The sequence below is a fragment of the Levilactobacillus tujiorum genome (assembly GCF_012641185.1).
Classification (GTDB): Bacteria; Bacillota; Bacilli; order Lactobacillales; family Lactobacillaceae; genus Levilactobacillus; species Levilactobacillus tujiorum.
The window spans coordinates 1-18,409 of record NZ_JAAXLK010000029.1; the positions used below are offsets into that span (position 1 = coordinate 1).

19 protein-coding genes are annotated in these 18,409 nt (G+C 47.2%); 5 read left to right on the forward strand and 14 right to left on the reverse strand.

The window, feature by feature from the left end:
• Positions 1 to 173: 173 nt before the first annotated feature.
• The 4 genes from HF569_RS12340 to HF569_RS11415 all read right to left on the reverse strand — a co-directional run bounded on the left by HF569_RS12340 (position 174) and on the right by HF569_RS11415 (position 2,489).
• Positions 174 to 533 carry a hypothetical protein gene (locus HF569_RS12340; RefSeq protein WP_211089723.1) on the reverse strand — a complete coding sequence of 120 codons (360 nt, stop codon included), beginning with the start codon at positions 531 to 533 and terminating at the stop codon, positions 174 to 176.
• 210 nt (positions 534 to 743) lie between these two features.
• Positions 744 to 1,493, reverse strand: a complete 750-nt coding sequence (locus tag HF569_RS11405) for a hypothetical protein (RefSeq protein WP_168902517.1) — start codon at positions 1,491 to 1,493, stop codon at positions 744 to 746.
• 215 nt (positions 1,494 to 1,708) lie between these two features.
• Positions 1,709 to 1,945: a hypothetical protein gene (locus tag HF569_RS11410; RefSeq protein WP_168902518.1), complete on the reverse strand. Its 237-nt coding sequence runs from the start codon at positions 1,943 to 1,945 to the stop codon at positions 1,709 to 1,711.
• 124 nt (positions 1,946 to 2,069) lie between these two features.
• Positions 2,070 to 2,489, reverse strand: coding sequence for a hypothetical protein (locus HF569_RS11415; RefSeq protein ID WP_168902519.1), 420 nt, complete (start codon positions 2,487 to 2,489; stop codon positions 2,070 to 2,072).
• Positions 2,490 to 3,056: 567 nt separating this feature from the next.
• Here HF569_RS11415 and HF569_RS11420 point away from each other — a divergent pair.
• Both HF569_RS11420 and HF569_RS11425 read left to right on the forward strand, forming a co-directional pair.
• A complete protein-coding gene (locus HF569_RS11420; RefSeq protein WP_168848990.1) occupies positions 3,057 to 3,506 on the forward strand; it encodes a universal stress protein in 450 nt (149 codons plus the stop codon).
• A 190-nt stretch (positions 3,507 to 3,696) separates the two neighbouring features.
• Positions 3,697 to 4,878: a CynX/NimT family MFS transporter gene (locus HF569_RS11425; protein ID WP_232842625.1), complete on the forward strand. Its 1,182-nt coding sequence runs from the start codon at positions 3,697 to 3,699 to the stop codon at positions 4,876 to 4,878.
• Between the two features lie 135 nt (positions 4,879 to 5,013).
• Here the strand turns inward: HF569_RS11425 and HF569_RS11430 are convergent, their stop codons facing one another.
• From HF569_RS11430 to rnz, 4 genes are all read right to left on the reverse strand, one after another.
• Entirely contained in the window at positions 5,014 to 5,532 is a 519-nt protein-coding gene (locus HF569_RS11430) for an adenine phosphoribosyltransferase (protein WP_168902520.1), read from the reverse strand.
• Between the two features lie 21 nt (positions 5,533 to 5,553).
• Entirely contained in the window at positions 5,554 to 7,869 is a 2,316-nt protein-coding gene (gene recJ, locus HF569_RS11435) for a single-stranded-DNA-specific exonuclease RecJ (protein ID WP_168902521.1), read from the reverse strand.
• An 82-nt stretch (positions 7,870 to 7,951) separates the two neighbouring features.
• Positions 7,952 to 8,350 carry a lipopolysaccharide assembly protein LapA domain-containing protein gene (locus tag HF569_RS11440; RefSeq protein ID WP_168902522.1) on the reverse strand — a complete coding sequence of 133 codons (399 nt, stop codon included), beginning with the start codon at positions 8,348 to 8,350 and terminating at the stop codon, positions 7,952 to 7,954.
• Positions 8,347 to 9,300 (reverse strand): ribonuclease Z, encoded by a 954-nt coding sequence (gene rnz / locus HF569_RS11445; protein ID WP_168902523.1) that lies wholly within the window; start codon positions 9,298 to 9,300, stop codon positions 8,347 to 8,349. Before rnz ends, HF569_RS11440 begins: the two co-directional genes overlap by 4 nt.
• A 170-nt stretch (positions 9,301 to 9,470) precedes the next feature.
• On the opposite strand from rnz, the gene HF569_RS11450 reads away from it, so the two are divergent.
• Complete coding sequence (locus tag HF569_RS11450) at positions 9,471 to 9,746, forward strand: hypothetical protein (RefSeq protein WP_168902524.1); 276 nt, start codon at positions 9,471 to 9,473, stop codon at positions 9,744 to 9,746.
• A 14-nt stretch (positions 9,747 to 9,760) separates the two neighbouring features.
• The gene (locus tag HF569_RS11455; protein ID WP_168902525.1) at positions 9,761 to 10,516 is read left to right on the forward strand and encodes a hypothetical protein; all 756 of its coding nucleotides are present in this window, start codon (positions 9,761 to 9,763) and stop codon (positions 10,514 to 10,516) included.
• Between the two features lie 90 nt (positions 10,517 to 10,606).
• Here the strand turns inward: HF569_RS11455 and obgE are convergent, their stop codons facing one another.
• The gene (gene obgE, locus HF569_RS11460) at positions 10,607 to 11,902 is read right to left on the reverse strand and encodes a GTPase ObgE (RefSeq protein WP_168848983.1); all 1,296 of its coding nucleotides are present in this window, start codon (positions 11,900 to 11,902) and stop codon (positions 10,607 to 10,609) included.
• Between the two features lie 87 nt (positions 11,903 to 11,989).
• Entirely contained in the window at positions 11,990 to 13,807 is a 1,818-nt protein-coding gene (gene uvrC, locus HF569_RS11465) for an excinuclease ABC subunit UvrC (RefSeq protein WP_168902526.1), read from the reverse strand.
• 208 nt (positions 13,808 to 14,015) lie between these two features.
• Between uvrC and HF569_RS11470 the strand changes: the two genes are divergently transcribed.
• Positions 14,016 to 14,204 carry an SPJ_0845 family protein gene (locus HF569_RS11470; protein WP_168848981.1) on the forward strand — a complete coding sequence of 63 codons (189 nt, stop codon included), beginning with the start codon at positions 14,016 to 14,018 and terminating at the stop codon, positions 14,202 to 14,204.
• A 65-nt stretch (positions 14,205 to 14,269) separates the two neighbouring features.
• On the opposite strand, the gene HF569_RS11475 is transcribed toward HF569_RS11470, so the two are convergent.
• The 4 genes from HF569_RS11475 to tig all read right to left on the reverse strand — a co-directional run bounded on the left by HF569_RS11475 (position 14,270) and on the right by tig (position 18,140).
• Positions 14,270 to 14,569 carry a MazG nucleotide pyrophosphohydrolase domain-containing protein gene (locus HF569_RS11475; RefSeq protein ID WP_168848980.1) on the reverse strand — a complete coding sequence of 100 codons (300 nt, stop codon included), beginning with the start codon at positions 14,567 to 14,569 and terminating at the stop codon, positions 14,270 to 14,272.
• A gap of 1 nt (position 14,570) precedes the next feature.
• Positions 14,571 to 15,167 carry a ribosome biogenesis GTP-binding protein YihA/YsxC gene (gene yihA / locus HF569_RS11480; protein ID WP_168902527.1) on the reverse strand — a complete coding sequence of 199 codons (597 nt, stop codon included), beginning with the start codon at positions 15,165 to 15,167 and terminating at the stop codon, positions 14,571 to 14,573.
• A 188-nt stretch (positions 15,168 to 15,355) separates the two neighbouring features.
• Positions 15,356 to 16,609 (reverse strand): ATP-dependent Clp protease ATP-binding subunit ClpX, encoded by a 1,254-nt coding sequence (clpX, locus tag HF569_RS11485; RefSeq protein ID WP_168848978.1) that lies wholly within the window; start codon positions 16,607 to 16,609, stop codon positions 15,356 to 15,358.
• A 220-nt stretch (positions 16,610 to 16,829) separates the two neighbouring features.
• A complete protein-coding gene (gene tig / locus HF569_RS11490; protein ID WP_168848977.1) occupies positions 16,830 to 18,140 on the reverse strand; it encodes a trigger factor in 1,311 nt (436 codons plus the stop codon).
• Between the last annotated feature and the right edge of the window lie 269 nt (positions 18,141 to 18,409).

Consider the following 18,409-nt stretch of genomic DNA (forward strand, 5'->3'; position numbering starts at 1 on the left):
ATCGCCAAGTTCGTCCAAGACCTAAACAATCGACCACGCAAGGTCTTAGGCTGGAAGTCTCCAGCAGAAGTCTTCTTTGGGCAATCGTTACACTTGATTTGACAATTCGTCATAACTGATTTATCATCCGCCCGCATAGCGGGTGGTTTTTTATTTCGCACGCTTTAGCGTGCTCAACTGGGCCTAAAGGCACTAATAAAAGAGGACCTGGTTGAACCATGTCCTCCTGATAGCCAGTAATTTGAATGCTGATGGTGTTTAATTTCTTGATGAAGCTCATAAAATGATGGCGCCATGGTGATCGACAGTCTAGTCATAGTCATCGCCCCAGCTGGTACATCGTCCGTAATCCGTACTGGACCAACGTTAGCATTAACATCCTGCTTAATTGTTGGCATGAACCCAGCACGATCCAGTAAATCCTTGGCAGCATTATACCGGACCAGCTCACTCTTAGCTGACAGTAGATGAACCATTGTACTCATCACGTTAGGTGTTGACCTAGCAATAACGCCATCGGTGAAAGTCCGCATCGCTTCCACAAATTCATCGTCACTTTTCCAGCGAGAAAGCGTCGTTGGATGGATCTTTAACTCTTCACTAATTTATATTTGGGAAAGATTCCCCTCCAACATCAACTCTATTTTCTCTTTCTACTTTTTCGTTATCACGTAATCCCTCCTTGACTGTTAGCATAAGTTAGTCTTCACTTAAACTTCAAAAAACTATGTAAACTTAAAAAACTAAGCATTCTGATCAACATTAGTATCCGACTTCGATCCTTTTAATAAATTAAGATACTCTGTATACGCCCGATTCATGTACTCTGTACTTCTCTTCAACTCTTTCAGCATTTCGGAGTTATTTTCATTACTATCAACTACTTTCGTATACTGATTCAGTAACATTTCGACTAATTTTTTCATCTTTGTACTGTAATCTTCACTTTTAAACTTAATCTTAATAACCACATACAAAGCATTTCCCGTTTGAATGCACAACTCTGAAAGCGTATTTTGAGTCAGATCCCCATTTTCTATAATTGGATCCAGAGTTTTAATAACTAAACCAACAGAATTAGACGCATCCACTTCATCAATATCCTTGCTGACATGCGCTAGTAGACCCGCTTTACCTTCAACATCATAATTTTTAAACTGAGTCAATTGTTTCTTATTATCCGACAATTGTCTTCTGGCATCTTCAATGACCTCTTCCATTTCACTTATCTTTTCTTCAGCGTTCCGTTGAGTTGTTTCAGTTTTTTTCAAAATTTCATTCATTTCATCTATCTTAAATTCTTCTCTAAACTCATTTTTAAATTGTTCTTTCATCTTATCAATTTGTTTGTCAGAAAACCGCCACTGTAAAATTCCAGTAAATATAGCGCCTAGACCAATTACAGCAATAAAAATAGCAATAATTGTAAAAGCATCGTTGTGTTGCTGGGAAATTACATCTAACAAATGTTGAATCAAATCGGACTCTTTCATAAAAAAATCTGCCTCCAAACTAGTAAAATTATAACAAAACCCCAGCATTACTGCTAGGATCAGTCTGAAGGATATGGGATTCCTGCTTTTCTTTATATAACAATTGCAGCTAAATAAATAGCTTAAACGTAGCCAAGTTCGTAGCCTGATCTCATTCAAAAAATAAAAATGGCTTTGTGAAGTAATCTTAGCCTTCATTTATCTACTCAATTATTTCAATACCATGCGATAGTGTACTGTTCAGGAAAATTCTTCTCTTCTGCCATCTCAAATAAATGCCTACGAATATGTTGACGGTAGTTTTCTGGATAGTTATCAATAACCGACCCCACAAATCCAGTTGCTTTTCTACTACGACTGTACATAACAATTCCAGCAGACGTATCTTCTTCAACTTGGAATTTAAATTCCACAATGTCGCCATCATCTGAAATCTGCCACAGCCTGATCACTAGCTACCCCTCCTTTTCACTAAACGAGCGTAATCGTAAGTTAATGTCATCTAGCTTCAACAATAACACTGTCCAAAACTTAAAAACAGCACCCGATAAATCAATCGCATACCGCCGTTCGATATCAACGCCTAACCTTATCCCTATGAAGCATCACATTATCATACGTTCCCTTTTTAGATACCAGGTGAAGCTTTTTACCTTTCTTCACCAGTTTGAATAACACATGGCTACCACGCCACAACCCATTCTTAGGCGCATAACCCTTTAGAAAATAAGTATGGTGGGTATATTTATAATATGGATGATAGACGACCACTGAGGGCATCCCCATATGACCAATCCCGAAAGAATGTTTGTCCGCATTAAACGCCGTCCAGCCTACATTTTTCTTTGCATTGTGAACACCCTTATTAAACCAACTTCCCCTAACCGCTTTAGGCGTTCCCCGCTTCCAACTTGAGGCCTGGACCGTCATCGGCGTCACCAAACCTACGCCTAACAAAGGTAACGCCAAAGCCACTACAAATCGCTTAACTCTCATCTCACTTCCTCCATTCCTTAACAAGGTCAGTATACCTTGCGAATGGTTGAATTTACCAGCTTTTACCGAGATTATGTGCCGTAATCTGGCATATTATGTGCTAAATTAGCAATTTAATACAATATGCCTGGAACCAGCCACAAAATCTGGAGGTTATCTCAACGAACGTCAATATTTCCGTCGTTCGATTTTCATTTTACGTTTTCCAGCATCTCCCTTATACTATGTTTATTAACGCCGACAAGAAGGAAGGTTTTCCCATGTTTAAACTGATTGGCCTAATTTTGCTAGTCATTGCGCTCGGCATTGCCTTGTACAGCTACTTTCTATCAAGAAAAAACAATTAATTAACGGGGGCTTATAGTCGATCGCTACCCCCAAATATTTTTAATCATTTTACTTGCCACCGTCATCATTTTCCGGCATAATATAACTATTAACTAATCTAATTCATTAGTTAATAAGCTGACTGGCAAAACTCCCAGGTTTTCCATGCCGGTCAGCAGTTGCTGAACACACGAATAATATGCTTGCTGCCCCCGCAGACCATCAAAGGAGGTAACACTCATGTATCAACGTTTACTTGTCCCACTTGACGGCTCCAGTAACGCCAACGAAGCGCTGAAGACGAGTATCAAACTCGCACAAGACTGGCAAGCCACCTTGATTCTGCTGCACGTCATCGATATCACGCAGTTCTCTCCACAGGGACTCGGCGGTGGTTACGCGGCCATTATTCAAGGATTACGCGACACCAGTAAAGAGATTCTCAACGAAGCCAAGACACTTGCCGATCAAGCCAACGTCAAGACCTCACTGAGTGTTCGTGAAGGTTCTCCTAAACAAGTGATCGTTGGCCTGGCAAATGCCGACGACGCTAAAGTTGATTTAGTCGTCATGGGTAAGACCGGGACCAACGCGTTCTCCCGCATGATCGTTGGTTCCACCACTAATTACGTCGTGCAACACGCCGAGCCCAATGTATTCGTGGTTAACGACGTACCCGCGACTGACTAATTCACTCATCCTTAAGTTGTCACTAAAACTTTCAGAGAGGCCCTCCCCTCTCTGTTTTTTTTGCATTTTTTGAAAACGCTTAACTAACAGCTGATGCGGGACATTTTCAACGTACAACCCCGAAAAACCTTTTTTCCCACTACTTGGCGGGCTATAATGGACTGACGACTATTTTTAGGAGGTATTTAATTTGGAACAACCTAGACCTCGTTGGTTCTTAATCGGGATGATGTTGATTGCTGCCAATCTCCGTTTACCAATCACCATTATTCCCCCACTACTACCGAGCATCGAAAAAAGCCTTAATCTGCCTAGCTCGATGGCCGGCTTAATTACATCCATTCCCCTGGTTACCTTTGCGATCTTTTCACCAATTATTGTAAAGTTGGCTCAGCGCTGGGGCAATGAACGCACCGTCTTCAGCCTATTTCTTTTATTGATTATCGGGACCTATCTCCGGGTCATCCCCACGCTCCCCGCCCTACTGCTGGGAACCTTTCTCGTTGGGATTGGGATCGACAGTGGGAACGTCTTAGTACCAGCATTGATTAAAGAACATATGCCCTATAAGATCCGGTTAGGGACCAGTCTCTATACGCTGTCCATGCTCCTCGTTGGGGCCATTGGAACCGCCGTTTCCGGGATTCTTATCTCGCGGACTAGTCTGGCCACTACCCAGGCCTATCTCGGGGTAATCAGTATTGTTGCTATTGTGGTCTGGTTCCCCAATCTTCGCCGTAAACGACAAACGCCGTTAACCGCTGAGCAACGGTCCCACATTCCCCACTACCAAAGCGTCTGGCATCAACCCCTGGGCTGGTTGATCACCCTGTTCTTTGGCTTACAATCGCTGGTCTACTATGCCATTATCACCTGGATGCCGGCTATCCTGGCAACTCACGGCGTCAGCACGATCACTGCCAGCAATCTCCTTACGCTCCTACAACTCAGCGGCTTACCCTTGTCATTCATGGTGCCACTGCTCTTTAACAAGCGCCACGGCGTCACTATCCTGCTGAGCATTATGACCTTGGGATACGTGGTTGCCCCACTCACCTGGCTGATTGACACCCACTCGGTCCCATTCCTAACGCTCGTTGCGCTAGTCACTGGACTGGGCTCCGGTGTCGCCTTCAACCTTGCGATTATGTTTTTCACGGAAAAGACGACCAATCCTTATCAGACTGCTGCCATTTCTGGGATGGCACAATCGGCCGGTTATCTACTAGCCGCGGTTGGTCCTATTCTGTTTGGTTACTTGCAGCAATTTAGCGGCTCCTGGGTGCCTGTCATTTGGCTTCTCGCCATTCTGTCAGCAGCCCTCACCACTACGGGCATGATCGTTCAGCACCACGGCATGATTAATAACTAATCTGGCAGTCTGAAGCATCCCCACAGCAGGTAGAATTCCTGGCAGCCGGAGTGCGACCCAATTTAGCCTAATTTAACCATAAAAAGGGCGTTGCCATCTGAAATACGATGACAACGCCCTTTTAGCTATATCAGTTTAGTAAGTCATCAAGCTAAAGACATCATAGCCCTTAAGCTTGTCGCGACCGTGTAACTCCTTTAATTCAATCAAGAATGCCGTTCCGACAACGATTCCACCGAGATCTTCAACGAGTTGAATCGTCGCACCAATGGTTCCACCAGTAGCTAACAGATCATCCGTGACCAAGACCTTTTGGCCCGGTTTGATGGCGTCCTTATGCAGGTACAGCGCTGACGTTCCGTATTCCAAATCGTAGGAAGCCTTGACCGTTGGCCGTGGTAGTTTACCCTGCTTACGCGCTGGGGCAAAACCAATCCCCATTTGGTAAGCAACGGGACAACCCACGATAAAGCCACGAGCCTCTGGGCCAACGACCATTTCGACGCCCTTGCCCTTAGCGTAAGTGACAATTTCATCGGTTGCAGCATGGAAGGCTTCCCCATCCGCCATTAACGGTGAGATATCCCGGAACATGATGCCCTTTTCTGGGTAATCTGGAACGGAAGCAATATATTTCGTAAAATCAGTTGCCATAATTGAAGTAGCTCCTTTATTTTATATCAATGAGGCGAGGCGTTTGGTCAACGCCGCAGTTGAACAGGTTAGCAAATCCTGCTCCGTTTGCACCTGCTGTTGCCGAAGTTGATAACTCGGTGCAGCGGTTAAATCCTTGTGCTCCGGATGGCTAACACCATTCATGACCCCATGATCAATCGTAATGAATCCACACTCAAAGAAGACCTGGATCATAAAAATTAACTGAGTACGCGGAATCTGCAAGAAAGTTGCCAATTGCGCCAGTTGGTGGCCCACATCTACTTGTTGATGGGTTGCAACGAACTTAAACAGTTTAGCATATTGCGAGCGAGTTGGCATCCCTAATTGCGAAAGACTTTCTTTCTTATAAAGGTAAGCCACTACCTTTTCCGGCTGTAACTGCTGTAACGCCTGCTCTAAATCGGTGGTCGCATCGGGACAATCCACGAGGTAAACCGTCGACTGCGGTGCTAACGGCACTACCGCACTCCCATCGTACAGCACTGCAGTCGCATCCGTTGCCAGTTGGTTAGCTAACTGACGAAACGCATTCTGATGGAAAAACACATACGTTCCAGCTGCCTGAAACATCTGGCGGTGCAATTGCGTCGTCCGTTGATCTTGAACTGGGCTTTCCGTCAGGCGTAGATCCTTGACCATAACCTGTAAGGAATGCCGCCCCTGCCAAACGTTGTCCTCAATTACACCCAGAACGGCGGCATCACTGGGAGCAGCCGTCAACGCTGGCACGTATTTACCCGCACCAAACTGAATGGCATTCAATCGATGCCCGCCTTCCTGAAGTTGAAACTTCAAGTGTGACTTATCCTTACCAATGGCTTTAATCTCCGTTAACGTGGCCGTCTCAAAAGCAAAGAGCGGCTGGCTGTTATCCGTTCCAAACGGCGCTAATTGCGCCAGTTCCTGATAGAGGCTGGGCGTCACCGCAGCCACGTCGAGAGTCGCCGCCACCGGAATCTTCTCCGGGCCACTCTGCGTTAGCTGTTGCTTATCGGCTTCCTGATCCAAGGCATCTGCCAAGGCTGTTAATTGCTCACTAGGCAGCGTCAATCCCACTGCCATGTGATGGCCGCCGAATGCCGTTAAAATGTCTCTGTGAGGGTCTAAGGCGGCAAATAGGTTAAATGCCGCGACACTTCGACCAGACCCCTTGGCCCGACCATCTTCATTCACGTTTAAAACTAGCGTCGGTTTTCCCGTACTTTCGACTACCTTGCTGGCAACGATTCCCAAGACCCCTTCGTGCCAGTCATGACCACTGATCACTAAGGCTGCCCGGTCATGATGCTCAGCGTCCTCGGCTTGCGCTAATGCTTCTTGACTGATTCGCTGAACCAGATCTTGGCGTTGATGGTTCTGATCTTCCGTTTGCTTGGCCAATTCCTTAGCCACCGTAAAATCAGGCGTCGTCAACAGCTCAACTGCCGGCGCAGCGTCATTTAGCCGACCTAAAGCATTTAACCGCGGCGCAATTCCAAACCCAATGGATTGTTCCGTCAATTCTTCCGGCTTAATCCCGGCTCCAGTCATTAACGCCTGTAAACCTGGACGTTCATCCTGCTTCAACAGTTGTAGTCCAAAATAAACCAATACCCGGTTCTCATCGATTAACGGGACTAAGTCAGCTACCGTCCCAATCGCCGCCAGATCTAACACGTCCTGGGGGATCTCTTCACGCAAAGCCTGGGCAACCTTAAAGGCGACACCCGCTCCTGATAATCCCCCGAAAGGATATTCGGCCCCGGGGTAACGGGGATGAATAATCGCATAGGCGTCAGGCAAGTCCTGGGGCAACTCATGGTGATCGGTCACCACGACATCCACCCCAGCTGCGTTGGCCGCCGCAATTGCTTCATTGCCGGCGACCCCATTGTCCACCGTAACCAACAGCCGGGTGCCCGCCGCGATCAGCTTCTTAAATGCTGCGACGTTAGGGCCATACCCATCCGTAAAGCGATTGGGAATATAATAGTTAACCTTTGCGCCCATCTCGTTCAACGTTTCGTACAAAATGGAAGTGCTCGTCACACCATCCGCATCATAATCGCCATAAATCGTAATCTGCTGGTCACTTCCGATAGCCTCTTCAATTCGGGCCACACCCTTTTGCATATCATGCAACAGGTTCGGATCGTGAAGCTGATCGGGCCCCGGATTAAGAAAATCATGCGCGGCAGCGGGCGTCTGATAACCCCGGTTCCATAGGATCTGAGCCACAATGGGCGAGATCTTTTCCTGCTCAGCCAGTTGTTGCGCCTCTGCAGACGGTTGATCCACGTTCTTAATATTCCATTGGTATTGTGCGGCAATCACCAGCAAATCATCCTTTCTAAACGGGAGAAGAGCGGTGTCACTGGCACCACTCTTCTCTACCTGTTCTTTAGTTCAAACCCAGCTAGTCAGCGTCAACTGCTGCTAACTTGGCCTTTAATTCGGCATTTTCTTTTTCCAAATCTTGAAGCTGCTTGGCCTGTTGACCGGCAAGTTGCTTACTCTTAGAATTCTGTAGTCGCTTCGTCAGCCGGTCATTATCTTGTTCTAACGCGGCAATCCGGTCATGACTACTCTGTTCCAATTCCTTATACGCCCGGTTATGCTGGAAGACCGTAATCGTTGAGAACAGAATCATCAGCACTGCCCCGATTAGAATAGAGACCAGCAGAATTAAAATCAGTGGCCAGTGAACCGTCGTAAATCCAAACGAAACCGGGATACTTTCCACGTTTAAAATGGCAAAGATTGCCACAACGATGACTAAGAGAATGGTAAGAACGATTCGCCACTGATTTTTCATGCTTGCGTCTCCTCCTGAGTTGTCTTCCGAAAGGGTACATTGACCTCATCAAAATCCTTCACCACGCGCGTATTCTTAAAGATCTCCCGGGCTTGATGCTGGAGCTCAAGTGCCATTTTACCCGTATAGCGCGCTGAAATATGGTTCAATAACAATAACTTCACGTGTGTCCGTTTAGCTAGCTCAGCCGCTTGAATATTGGTTGAGTGATAGTAGGAACGCGCTAGCTTACTTTCGCCCTTCGCAAAGGTACTCTCGTGCACCAGCACATCCGCATCCTGCGTGAGCCGCGCTGCGTTAGGCGTTTGTCGAGTATCCCCTAAGAAGGCGACGATCCGACCAGGTTGACTGGGTCCCAGGAAGTCTTGACCATTGACGGTCCGACCATCCGGTAACGTGACCGTCTTTCCTGCCTTCAGTTCACCATAGACGGGACCTGAAGGAATCTGGGCCGCACGTAACTTGTCTACCATGAGTTCACCCGGATGATCCTTCTCGACCACCCGGTAGCCAAAGCACTCAATCTTGTGATCCAAATGCTGGGCATACACCCGAAACTTGTTGTCTTCGAAAATCATACCGTCCGCTGAGAGCTCACGATAATGAATGCGGTAAGACAGCTTAGTCTCAGACACCCGCATACTAACTTCTACAAAGTCGCGAATCCCTTTAGGGCCGTAGATCGTTAGCGGTTCATTACCGCCCTGAAACGATCGGCTACTTAGTAAACCCGGTAGCCCAAAAATATGGTCACCATGCAAATGCGTAATGAAGATTTTATCGATTTTCCGCGGTTTTAACGTGGTCCGCAGAATTTGATGCTGTGTGGCTTCGCCCACGTCGAAGAGCCACACTGAATTACGCTCATCAAGCAAGCGCAGTGCCGTACTGGTCACATTCCGGAATTTTCCGGGTGACCCGGCGCCTGTCCCTAAAAATTGAATTTCCATATTTTTTCGTTCCTATTCTATAATTAAAGTCCGTCCACTATTTTAGGGGATTTCACGCAAAATCGCAACTCTCAAAACCTGATTGCTCCCCATGAGTCAGGAATAACGCTGGGGTTCCCCTGCAAAATTAGGTATAATTAGGTTAAGTTTGTCATTGGAGGGAGTAACCCATGCGGCTTATTGATTTCAACCTATCGACGATCGATCTTCACCCAGCATTACAACTCTACTGGGAACACGATGGTCAGATAACAGCAGTCATTGACTTGCGGACGACTCATCAGCAGTTGCGGCTCATCACGGGGAAGGGCCGCCCACTATCGCTGGATCAACTACGGACGCGCAGTCAGCAGGTTGATCCCCACGTTAGCCTTTTCATTGACCAAGAACCACCCCAGCGGCTCTACGGCTATCGCCTAGTCCCACATCAAATTTTATTCGGTTGAAGGGAGTTTTTTCAGTGCATTACATCAAAACATCACTCATCATCGGTTTAAGCGTCCTGGCTTTAGGATTAACCGGTTGCCAATCAAACAGTCAAAAGAGTACGGCTAGCTTCAAAGACAGCAGCAGTCAGTCTAGCCATTACAGCGCCAAAGAACCCGACGCAGCCGTCACGGCCTCCTCGTCCTCACACCAGACTGAGGAGAAACAGACTTATCGTCCCAAAGCGACTCAAACCAAGAAAAAGGGTTACGTTAAGTCGGGAAACCTTAAGAAAGCCGGTCAATACACCTTCGACAAGGTCGGCACTCAGCTGACGTTGGCAAAGGTGAAGCATCCCCAAACAACGATCAAATCCGGCCAGCTAACCTATAAAATCACCACCGTTAGAATGATTAAGAACACCGCTAAGACCGCTGCCGCTAAACGCATGGCGGCCCAAGCGCTCAACCTAGCACAGATTAAGAGTCCTTACTACACCCTGCAGGTTAAATTCACCATTTACAATCGCGGCAAACAAGCCGTGGCTACGGATGGCATCCAAGGAATTCGCCTGAGTGGCAATCGCCAATTAAACGCCGCTAATCAGCTCAGTGATGCGAGTGCCGGCAAGACCATCCCCGCGAAGGGTAAACTGGTCACCTTTGCGACTGGTTTGATCAGTGAATCGACCAAGCCATCGCTGAAGTCAGTCAAGATTAAGTTTGCGGGCGCCTTCGCCGATAAGCATCAAGTGGTCAAACCGACGCAGTGGCTGAAGCTCTCCCTATAAGCTCACCTAACTGCTAAATTAAAAACGTGATCACTCAGGATAATCATTTTCCTAAGTGATCACGTTTTTTCAGCCCTATGATCAGGCTAGTTATGCCATGTATTCAAAAGTAAAGTCATCAATCCGAACCAGATCGCCGTTCTTGGCGCCATGATCCCGGAGACTATTGTCAACACCCATGCCACGCATCTGGCGGGTAAACCGTAACAGACTTTCATCATGGTTAATATCCGTCATCCGGAAGAGCTTCAACAACTTGTCACCAGTCAGTACCCAAGTGCCATCTGCATCCTGTGTCACTTCAAAATCAGGTTCTGGCGTAAAGTCGTACTCTGCCTTTTCAGCCACTTGTTCCTGCTTAACTGGGAACTTCGGCGTTGCCGCTAAGACATCCGCCGTCCGTTGCAGCAATGGCGTCAGGCCATCGTGCGTCAAGGCGGATACCGCAAAGATCTCTGGTGCAGTTGCCAGCAACGTATCTTGTTTTAAGTCTTCTTTGAACTTAGCCAAGTTATCCGCAGAGTCCGGCATATCCATCTTATTTGCAACGACGATTTGGGGCCGCTTCAAGATGTCTGGATCGTATTTTTTAAGCTCTTCATTGATCTTCTCAAAGTCCTCGTAAGGATCGCGTCCTTCAAGGCCACTCATATCGATCAAATGCAGAATGACCCGCGTCCGCTCAACGTGCCGTAAGAACTGGAAGCCTAGGCCGACACCATTGGCGGCTCCTTCAATCAATCCGGGCAAGTCAGCCATTACAAAGTCACGGCCATCTGGCAGCCGCACCATTCCCAAGTTGGGGACCAACGTGGTGAAATGATACTCCGCAATCTTCGGCTTCGCACTCGTAACCGTGGACAGCAGAGTTGATTTCCCCACGGATGGGAAGCCAACCAGGCCGACATCGGCGAGGACCTTTAATTCCAACCGAATTTCAAATTCTTGACCCGGTTCCCCATTTTCAGCAATTTCTGGTGCCGGATTCTTGGGCGACGCAAAGTGAATGTTGCCCCGGCCACCCCGGCCACCTTGGGCCACGATTGCTGAATCATCACTCGCAACCAGGTCAGCAATCACCGCGCCCGTCTCATCATTATAGACAGTCGTTCCTTGAGGCACCTTAATAATCGTGTCTTCGGCGCCGCGACCCGTCATCGACTTAATCGCACCGTTGCCACCATTCTTGGCCTTGAACTTCCGTTGGTACCGGAAATCCATCAGGGTACGCAGACCCTCGTCAACCGCGAACACGACGTTGCCGCCGCGACCACCGTCACCACCGGCCGGTCCACCATTAGGGACAAATTTTTCCCGGCGGAAGGCAACCATTCCGTCGCCACCCTTACCGGCCTTCACGTTAATTTTAACTTGATCTACAAACATATCTTTATTCCTCGTTTTCTAAACCAGCCCATGCTGCTTTCTTCGTAAGTATCCTGCTAGCCAGTATACCGGCAAACGGCCACCACGTCAAAGTTTCGTTGGCGTGCGCGGATTTTTAATTTCTGCAGTTTCCGCGGCTAAGGTTAATTTAATCGTCTGCGCCACCGTTTTACTAATCCCTAATTCGCGTAAATCATCGACGCTGGCCTCCCCAATCTTCTTGGTTGACCCAAATTTACGCAATAACTTGTTCCGGGTCTTAGGGCCAACGCCGGGAATCCGATCCAGGCGGGAACTTAGCGAGTGCTTGGTATGAACCTGCCGATGGAAAGTAATCGCGAACCGGTGCACTTCATCTTGAATCCGCTGAACCAGATAGAAGCCCTGACTCTTCGGGTCCAAGTGAACGTGATGATCATCCGGGCCGAACAACAGATCGGCCGTCTTATGGTGATCATTCTTGACCATCCCGGCAACCGGAATGTGCAGATCAAATTCATCCGCTAACACTTCCTTCACGGCATTCATCTGAATGTCGCCCCCGTCCATCAGGATCAGGTCGGGCATCTGGGCGTGTTCCTTCAGTAACCGCCCGTACCGCCGCCGGATCACCTCTAAGGTGCTGGCCGTTTCATCGGCATGATCTACCGTGCGCAACTTATACTTACGATAAAGTTTCTTATTCGGCTGGCCATCCACAAAGACCACCATCGCAGAGACCAAATCAGCCCCTTGAATGTGAGAGTGGTCAAACGCCTCAATCTTGTGGCCCGGCGCAATTCCCAGGGCGTCCGTAATTTCTTTCATGGCCCCCGTGGTCTTCCCCTCATCGAGCTCTAACAGCCGAAACTTCTCTTCTAAGACCAGTCGCGCGTTCTTCCCGGCCATCTCAAGTAGGTCACGCTTAGTCCCCCGCTGCGGCGTTCTAACGGGAACGTGCAGGATCGACTCAATCGTCTCACCATCGATGCTAGCCGGAACTAAAATCTCGCGGGGTAATACCGTGTTTTTTCGTTGATAAAATTGCACGATGAAGCTCGCCAGCTCTTCTTCCGCCGTACTGACGATGGGAAACAAGCGCTTTTCTCGCTTCATCAGTCGTGCCTGACGAATGAAGAAGATCTGAATAGAGAGCCACCCTTTGTCCAAATAAAAATTGAAAATATCACGCGGCGTGCTATCATTCGAAATAATCTTTTGTTTTTCAACCGTCGCTTCAATGTAACGAATCTGATCGCGTAGATCCGCAGCCCGCTCGTAAGCCATATCCGCCGCAGCCGCAGTCATGCGTTCCGTTAATTCTTTCTCAGCATGGCCCACGTTACCATTTAAAAACGACTTGATCTTCTGAATCTGCTGGTCGTAGTCTGCCTGGGGAACTTCCTTGAAGCAGGCACCCAGACATTGCCCCATGTGATAGTACAGGCACGGCCGGCCCTGATAACCGGTACACCGCCGCAAGGGATACACCTTCTGCAAGAAGTGAATCGTCTCTTCGGCGGCGTAAACGTTAGGATACGGGCCGAAGTAATACGCGCCATCCTTCTTAATGTCACTAACCAACAGTAACTGTGGGTCCCGCTCATTCGTAATCTTAATGTAGGGATAACCCGTACCCCGTTTCAGCTTAATATTAAAGTAAGGTTGGTGCTTTTGAATCAACGTAATTTCTAGCAAAAATGCTTCTTTATCCGTGGACGTAATGATCGTTTCAAAGTCGACGATCTCGCTCACTAATTGTGCCGTTTTCCCGGTATGACTACTCTTAAAGTAAGACCGTACCCGGTTTTTCAGGTTCTTGGCCTTCCCCACGTAGATAATCTGACTGTTGATATTTTTCATTAAATAACAGCCGGGAAGACCCGGCAGCAACGCTAATTTATGTTCCAAATATTCCGATGCCAAGGGCCTAACCTCCCGTTCATTTCTCGAAATAGCTTATAAAGTATAAGCCGAATACGTGTTTGGTGCAAGCAATTCACCCTGAGAACCACCCTCAGTCTTCCCCGCAAAAAGTAGGCAGCCCTGCGAATTTTGCTCGACCATTGGTTGATAAATGACAAACCCGACTAATTCTGCTATGATAACTGCTAAAGACAAGGAGGTGGCTTGAATGGCTCTTAAAGTAAAACGCCAGGATGACCTTGACTCCATGTTCGGTAAATTTGCTGAGATGGACCCCACGGATGTCAAACGCGACAAGTTTTTGAAGCGTGCAGACGCCCACAAGGATAACAAGCGTGCAAAAGGCTTGATCAAATCTGATAAATCCAAACACGAACAGGATCACAGTCAAGATTAACGTTATAGATTAAAGGACTCATGGCAATTTGCCATGGGTCCTTTTTTGAGCTGTCGATCCCCGGATTACCGTTCTGGTTGAAAACCGTGCGGATAGCGTTCATTCAATCGTTTAATGTTATCTTGAGCTACCTCATCAAAGTCAATATCGGCCCACTGCGCAATTTGACTGAGATACCACAAGACATCGCCCATCTCTTTCACAATGGCCTCGTGATCGAGGTCTTGGCCGTGAAAGGTGTAGTTCTTGACCAAATCCACAACCTGACCTGATTCACCCGCTAGGCCTAGCGCACAGTTCGTCAAGACCTGTTCATTGCCATACAATGTCCGGTTCGCAGCTTTTTGATAATCATTAAATTCCATGTTAATTATTCCCCCCAAAGGCTTGCTCTTCAATCCAGTTCCAAACAGCATCCTTCCCGATCTTCTTGGGTGCTGAGAACATGATGATATTATCCGTATTCGGCAATGCCATTGACTTCTTAATCTGGCTAACGGCTTGGTTCCACTTGCCACGCGCAATCTTATCACTCTTCGTGGCAACGATTAACGTTGGCAAATTGAAATAGGCCAAATACTGATACATCTGAACATCGTCTTCCGTTGGTGCGTGCCGCGCATCCACTAAGGAAACGACACCCTTCAACTGATCGCGTTGGGTTAAATAGGTTTCGATCATCTGTCCCCATTTTTCCCGTTCCGTTTTCGAGACCTTGGCGTAACCATAGCCAGGGACATCGACAAAATACAGTTGATCCTCAACGTTATAAAAGTTCAGTGTCTGGGTCTTACCAGGCTGACTCGATGTCCGGGCGTACGACCGCCGATTGATCAAAACGTTAGTCAATGATGACTTGCCGACGTTTGAACGGCCGACTAACGCAATCTCCGGGTACCCCGTTGTTGGGTACTGTGCGGGGTCAACCGCACTCATGACTAATTCCACGTGATTGACTTCCATTGGTTAATGCCATCCTCTCCAAATATCTTTCATCATTTTAACACAGAACGTCACCTGACTGGGGACTTTCTCCACGGATTGTTCCGCGCTAAAGCGGTTAATCCTTGACACGGCACCCCTTTACCAACCCACAAAAAAAGCGACCAACTGTTGAGTTGATCGCCTGACCACAACTTGTGGTTGAAAAATTATGACGCTTTTTGATCCTTCAAAATAACTTCAGGTTCAGCATGATCCGTAACCGTATCAGCCGTAATCACAACCTTAGCCACGTCATCACGACTTGGCAAGTCAAACATGATATCGCGCATCACGTCTTCAATGATTGACCGCAATCCCCGGGCACCCGTGTTACGAGCAATCGCTAATTTAGCCATTTCACGTAGGGCTGCCGGCTGGAATTCCAGCTGAACATCATCCAATGACAGCAACTTCTCATATTGCTTAACCAAGGCATTCTTAGGTTCCGTCAGGATGCGAACCAGATCGTTTTCATCCAGCTTTTCAAGCGCCGTTAAAATTGGTAACCGGCCAATAAATTCTGGAATCAAGCCGAACTGTAGCAAGTCTTCAGGAATCACGTGTTGCATTAAGCTATCGCCAGAAGACAAGACTTTTTGTTCCTTCGTATCGGCGCCAAAACCAATCGTTTGGTCACCCAGACGACGCTTAACAATCCCGTCAATCCCATCAAAGGCCCCACCAACGATGAATAAGATGTTCGTGGTATCAATTTGAATGAACTCTTGTTGGGGATGCTTACGTCCACCCTGAGGCGGCACATTCGCAATCGTCCCTTCCAAGATCTTCAGTAACGCTTGTTGAACACCCTCACCGGAGACATCCCGTGTGATGGAAACATTTTCCGACTTCTTAGCGATCTTATCGATTTCATCGATATAAATAATCCCTTTTTCAGCCCGTTCAACATCATAATCGGCATTTTGGAGCAGCTTCAACAGGATGTTTTCAACGTCTTCACCCACATAACCAGCTTCGGTTAATGTCGTGGCATCAGCAATTGCGAACGGTACGTTGAGAATCTTGGCCAAACTTTGCGCCAAGTACGTCTTCCCAGAGCCGGTTGGTCCGATGACGGCAATGTTACTCTTCTGCAGCTCAGGACCTTCATCATCCGCCTGAGCCATTTCGTTTACACGCTTATAGTGGTTATAAACTGCCACGGACAAGGTCCGCTTAGCTTCGCTTTGCCCGATAACATATTGATCAAGCGTATTGACAATTTCAGCAGGGGTAGGCACTTCTAAGGTTTCTTGTGCACTGTCTTGACTGAACTCTTCATCAATAATTTCCTTGCAGAGATCAATACATTCGTTACAGATGTAAACACCCGGGCCAGCAACGATCTTCTTTACTTGATCCTGTGATTTCCCACAAAAAGAACAAGTAACTGGGCCATTCGTTTCGGTGTTTTCAAACAATAAACTTCACCCTTTCTCTCCAGGCTTAAGCCTAACTCATTACAAAAATCATTTTGGTCAGTAAACCTGTCGAACTAACCAGGTTTTCCCTATCAAACGTGTACTATACCACAGATAAGCGTCCGAGAGAATCAATTTGCCTCGCACATGTGAAAACCTGACTCTAAAGAAAAACCGGAACAACAGCGACTGTCGTCCCGGTCAAGTCCTCAAACAACGACTAGTCGTTGTCTTCTGAGTCCTTCTTCTTGTCTTGCTTTGCAGAATCAGCAATCAAGTCAACGGCGCTCTTGATAGCAATGTCATGCTTCAACATGTCATCGGAAAGGGCACTGCGAACAGCACTTTCTTCCATACCGTATTGACCAGCTAAGTCCTTAACTTCAGCATTGATTTCATCTTCTGAAGGTTCGATCTTTTCAGCAGCAACGACGGCTTCAAGCACCAGGTTAGTCTTAACCCGCTTTTCAGCACCGTCAGTAAATTGCTTCCGTAAGTCGTCTTCAGTCGTTCCAGTTAACTGGAAGTACATCTTTGGTTCGATACCTTGTTGTTGCATGTTAGCCAGGTATTGATCCATTTGACGGTTGATGTCATCCTTCAGCATAGCTTCTGGGATTTCAGCAATTTCAGCGTTGTCAACTGCTTCACTGATCGCTTCGTCTTCGATAGCATCATGTGCAGCGTGCGTCTTTTGTTCCTTCAAACGATCCTTCGTCTTAGCCTTTAATTCTTCCAAGCTATCAACGTCTTCATCAACGTCCTTGGCGAATTCATCGTCCAGTTCTGGTAATTGCTTTTCCTTAACTTCGTGGATGGTAACCTTGAAAGTGGCTTCCTTGTCACGTAAGTCTTCGGCTTGGTAATCCTTAGGGAAAGTAACCTTAACATCAACGTTTTCGCCAGCCTTGTGACCAACTAATTGGTCTTCAAAGCCAGGAATGAAGGAGTTAGAGCCTAACTCTAAGGAGTAGTTGTCAGCCTTACCGCCATCGAATTGTTTGCCATCAACGTAACCGTCGAAGTCAATGACAACCGTGTCGCCCTTAGCAGCAGCTTCGTCTTCCTTAAGCACTAATTCAGCTTGTTGTTGACGTTGCTTTTCCAATTCGGCGTCGATGTCCTTTTGGTAAACCCGCGTGTTTTGCTTCGTTACACTAAGACCCTTGTAGTCGCCCAACTTAACGTCTGGCTTAACCGTAACAACGGCCTTCAGAACCCAAGCCTTACCCTTGTCCATGGATTCAACGTCCACTTGTGGTTGGTCTACTGGTTCAATACCAGCATCCTTAATAGCTTGTTCGTAAGCATCTGGTAATACAATGTTTAAAGCATCTTGGTACAATGCTTCTTCACCGTACATTTGGTCGAAGATTTGACGTGGTACACGGCCCTTACGGAAACCAGGTACAGCCAGGTTCTTCTTGGTACGCTTGAAGGCCTTGTCCAGACCATCTTTAATCATATCAGGAGCAATTTCAAAGGTTAATTCGCCTTGATTAGAGCCCTTTTTTTCCCATTTTGCAGCCATTATTTTCCCTCCGAAATGAAAGATATTACTATTTACAATTCTATCAATTGCATACTGTATAAGTGTACCTTATGCTATCCAAATTGTAAAATGGTTTTTGCCTAAATGCCGTGAATGACGCGGCTTTCCTCGAATTTTCCTGAGAAAAATCGTGAAAAAGTAAACCGCTATCGAAAATTCATGCCAACCGAAACGATTCTGTCAGCCTGCCCAGTCCACTTCCCGGCTATGGCTAGAGTGATGGTCACTGAATCGCGGTAACGCCTTAA